This window comes from Ramlibacter sp., from assembly GCF_013697775.1.
GTDB lineage: Bacteria > Pseudomonadota > Gammaproteobacteria > Burkholderiales > Burkholderiaceae_C > Ramlibacter.
On sequence record NZ_JACCWG010000326.1, the window covers coordinates 1 to 3,384 of the forward strand.

Consider the following 3,384-nt stretch of genomic DNA (forward strand, 5'->3'; position numbering starts at 1 on the left):
ACGCTCCTCGTCCGACAAGATCAAATCCGCCTTTGGCCTGCCCGTTCTCATTGCGTATCTCCGCTCGAAAGATACCGCAAGAGCAAGCACGATTAATGCCTGTTATTTACGGGACAGGACACTAGGCATGCTGGTGCTGGCGGCCAGCCTGACCGGTGGATTCGCGATCACCGCAATCCGCAGCATGCAGGCCGCCCAGGTCGAGGCCTTGCGCCTGTCGCACGAGATGCTGGTGGCCGTGGAGTCCGCGCGCGCCGCGGAAGTGGCTTTCAAGGTCCAGGTCCAGGAGTTCAAGAACGTCCTGCTGCGCGGGCACGATCCCGGCGAGCAGGAGCGCTATGTCGCCGCGTTCGACAAGCGCGCCGGTGAGGTCGCCAGTGAGCTGCGGCAGGTGGAGGGCGCGATGAAGACGCTGGGCCTCGCCACCTCCCCCCTGGAGGAAATGCGCCGGTTGCACGTCGAGATCACGCGCGCCTACAAGCAGTCGCTGTCGGCCTTCGAAGCCGGCAGGCTGGAGAGCAGCCAGGTGGTGGACCGGCAGGTCCGCGGCAAGGACCGGCCCATGGAGGAAAAAGTCGACGCGCTGGTCAGCTCGCTGGAGCGCTTCGCCGAGACCGAAGGCGCGCGGCTGCAGGCGCAAGCGGCCGCGACGACCCGCCAGACGGTCACGGTGCTGCTTGTGCTGCTGCTGGCCAGCGGCGGCGCGGCAGCCGTGGTCGGCACGCTGATCATCCGCAGCCTGTTGCGCGACCTCGGGGGCGAGCCCGCGCTCGTGAAGGACGTGACCGCGCGGGTCGCGGCCGGCGATCTCACGGTGGAGGTGCCGGTGCGCGAGGGCGACAACGCCAGCATGCTGGCCGGCGTCCGGGCCATGGTGCAAAGCCTGCGCGGCCTGGTCGGCGAGGTGGCCGCCGGCGCACGCGGCGTGGCGGACACCAGCCTGCAGATCGCGCAGGGCAACACCGACCTGTCGCGCCGCACCGAGGAGCAGGCCAGCACATTGGAAGAAACCGCGGGCTCGATGGAGGAACTGACCTCCACGGTCACGCAGAACGCGGAGAGCGCGCGCCAGGCGAGCGACGTCGCGGCGACGGCCACCACGCTGGCGCGCAAGGGCGGCCAGGTGGTGGGCGACGTGGTCAGCACGATGAACGACATCACGGCCGCGTCCCGCCGCATCGGCGACATCATCGGCGTGATCGATGGCATCGCGTTCCAGACCAACATCCTGGCGCTCAACGCCGCGGTGGAGGCCGCGCGCGCGGGCGAGCAGGGCCGCGGCTTCGCGGTGGTGGCGGCCGAGGTGCGCAATCTGGCGCAGCGCAGCGCGACCGCCGCCAAGGAAATCAAGGCCCTGATCGGCGACTCGGTCGGGAAGGTGGATGCCGGCAGCAAGCTGGTCGGCGTGGCCGGGGACACGATGAACCAGCTCGTCGCTTCGGTCATGCAGGTGGGCAACCTGATTGCCGAGATTGCCGCCGCCAGCCACGAGCAGAGTTCCGGCATCGAGCAGGTGAACACCGCCGTGTCGCAGATGGACCAGGTAGTGCAGCAGAACGCCTCGCTGGTGGAAGAGGCGAGTGCGGCGACCGAGGCGATGAGCGCCCAAGCCCGCTCCCTGCTGGAGCTGGTCTCGCGCTTCAAGCTCGGCCACGATCACCAGGAACACGGCAGCACGCTGGGCGCCAGCGTGCGCAGGGCGCAGCCGCCGCAGCCGCCCTCCATCGCAGCCCAGCGCCGCCCGCAGCTGCCACGAGGGAAGATGCCGGCGGCGGCGGCGGCCGGCAGCGGCCATTGGGAAGAGTTCTGACGGGAGACGTTCCGGGCAGCCTTGCCGGGAGCACACGCGCCATGGCAAACCTGCTACGGTGCGCGGCATGACCACCCGCATCGAACAAGATACCTTCGGCCCCATCCCCGTGCCCGCCGAGCGGCTGTGGGGCGCGCAGACGCAGCGCTCGCTGCAGAACTTCGACATTTCTGGCGAGCGGCAGCCGCGCGAGATCATCCGCGCGCTGGTGCAGATCAAGCGCTCCAGCGCGGTGGTGAACCACCTGCTGGGCCTGCTGGACCAGCGCAAGGCGGCGGCCATCGTCGCGGCAGCCGACGAGGTGCTGGCGGGCCAGCATGCCGACGAGTTTCCGCTGGTGGTGTGGCAGACCGGGTCGGGAACGCAGACCAACATGAACGTCAACGAGGTGCTGGCCAACCGCGCCAGCGAGCTGCTGGGCGGCGCGCGCGGTGAAGAGCGGCTGGTGCATCCGAACGACGACGTGAACAAGAGCCAGTCATCCAATGACGTCTATCCGACCGCGATGCATCTTGCAGCCGTGGACGCGATCCGCAACCGGCTGATGCCCTCGCTCGCCAAGCTGCGCGCGACGCTTGCGGCGAAGTCCGAGTCCTTCATGGACATCGTGAAGATCGGCCGCACGCACCTGCAGGACGCGACGCCGCTGACCCTGGGCCAGGAGTTCTCCGGCTACGTGGCGCAGCTGGAGCAGGGCGACCGCCACCTGCACGCATGCCTGCCGCATTTGTGCGAACTGGCACTCGGCGGCACGGCGGTGGGCACGGGGTTGAATGCGCCGAAGGGCTATGCCGAGCAGGTGGCGGCCGAACTCGCGCGGCTGACCGGCTTGCCGCTGACCACCGCCGCCAACAAGTTCGAGGTGATGGCCGCGGCCGACGCGCTGGTGCATGCGCACGGCGCGCTGAAGACACTGGCAGCGAGCCTGATGAAGATCGCCAACGACGTGCGCTGGCTGGCCAGCGGACCGCGCAGCGGCATCGGCGAGCTCACGATTCCGGAGAACGAGCCCGGCTCGTCGATCATGCCGGGCAAGGTGAACCCAACGCAGAGCGAGGCCATCACCATGCTGTGCTGCCAGGTGTTCGGCAACGACGTGGCAATCAACTTCGGCGGCGCCTCAGGCAACTTCGAGCTGAACGTGTTCCGGCCGATGATCGCGCACAACTTTTTGCAAAGCGTGCGGTTGCTGGCCGACGGCATGCGCAGCTTCAACGACCACTGTGCGGTGGGGATCGAACCGAACCGCGAGCGCATCGGCGAACTGGTGGAGCGCAGCCTGATGCTGGTGACGGCGCTCAATCCGCACATCGGCTACGACAAGTCGGCGCAGATCGCGAAGAAGGCGCACAAGGAAGGCAGCAGCCTGCGCGAAGCAGCGCTGGCGCTGGGCTTCGTGACCGGGGAGCAGTTCGATCAGTGGGTGCGCGCGGAGAACATGGTGGGCCGCTAGTGTCCTGTCCCGTAAATAACAGGCATTAATCGTGCTTGCTCTTGCGGTATCTTTCGAGCGGAGATACGCAATGAGAACGGGCAGGCCAAAGGCGGATTTGATCTTGTCGGACGAGGAGCGT

General features: G+C 67.9%; 2 protein-coding genes. Both read left to right on the forward strand.

Translation table 11 applies throughout. The annotated features are described in order from the left end of the window. Positions 1-127 precede the first annotated feature (127 nt). Complete coding sequence (locus H0U68_RS16600) at positions 128-1,810, forward strand: methyl-accepting chemotaxis protein (protein WP_296357556.1); 1,683 nt, start codon at positions 128-130, stop codon at positions 1,808-1,810. Positions 1,811-1,877: 67 nt separating this feature from the next. Then, positions 1,878-3,263, forward strand: coding sequence for a class II fumarate hydratase (gene fumC / locus H0U68_RS16605; RefSeq protein WP_296357558.1), 1,386 nt, complete (start codon positions 1,878-1,880; stop codon positions 3,261-3,263). Positions 3,264-3,384 lie beyond the last annotated feature (121 nt).

Excerpts from the sequence above, each read along its gene's own strand:
- H0U68_RS16600 (WP_296357556.1), top strand. The coding sequence starts at position 128 with ATGCTGGTGCTGGCGGCCAGCCTGACCGGTGGATTCGCGATCACCGCA.
- fumC (WP_296357558.1), top strand. The coding sequence starts at position 1,878 with ATGACCACCCGCATCGAACAAGATACCTTCGGCCCCATCCCCGTGCCC.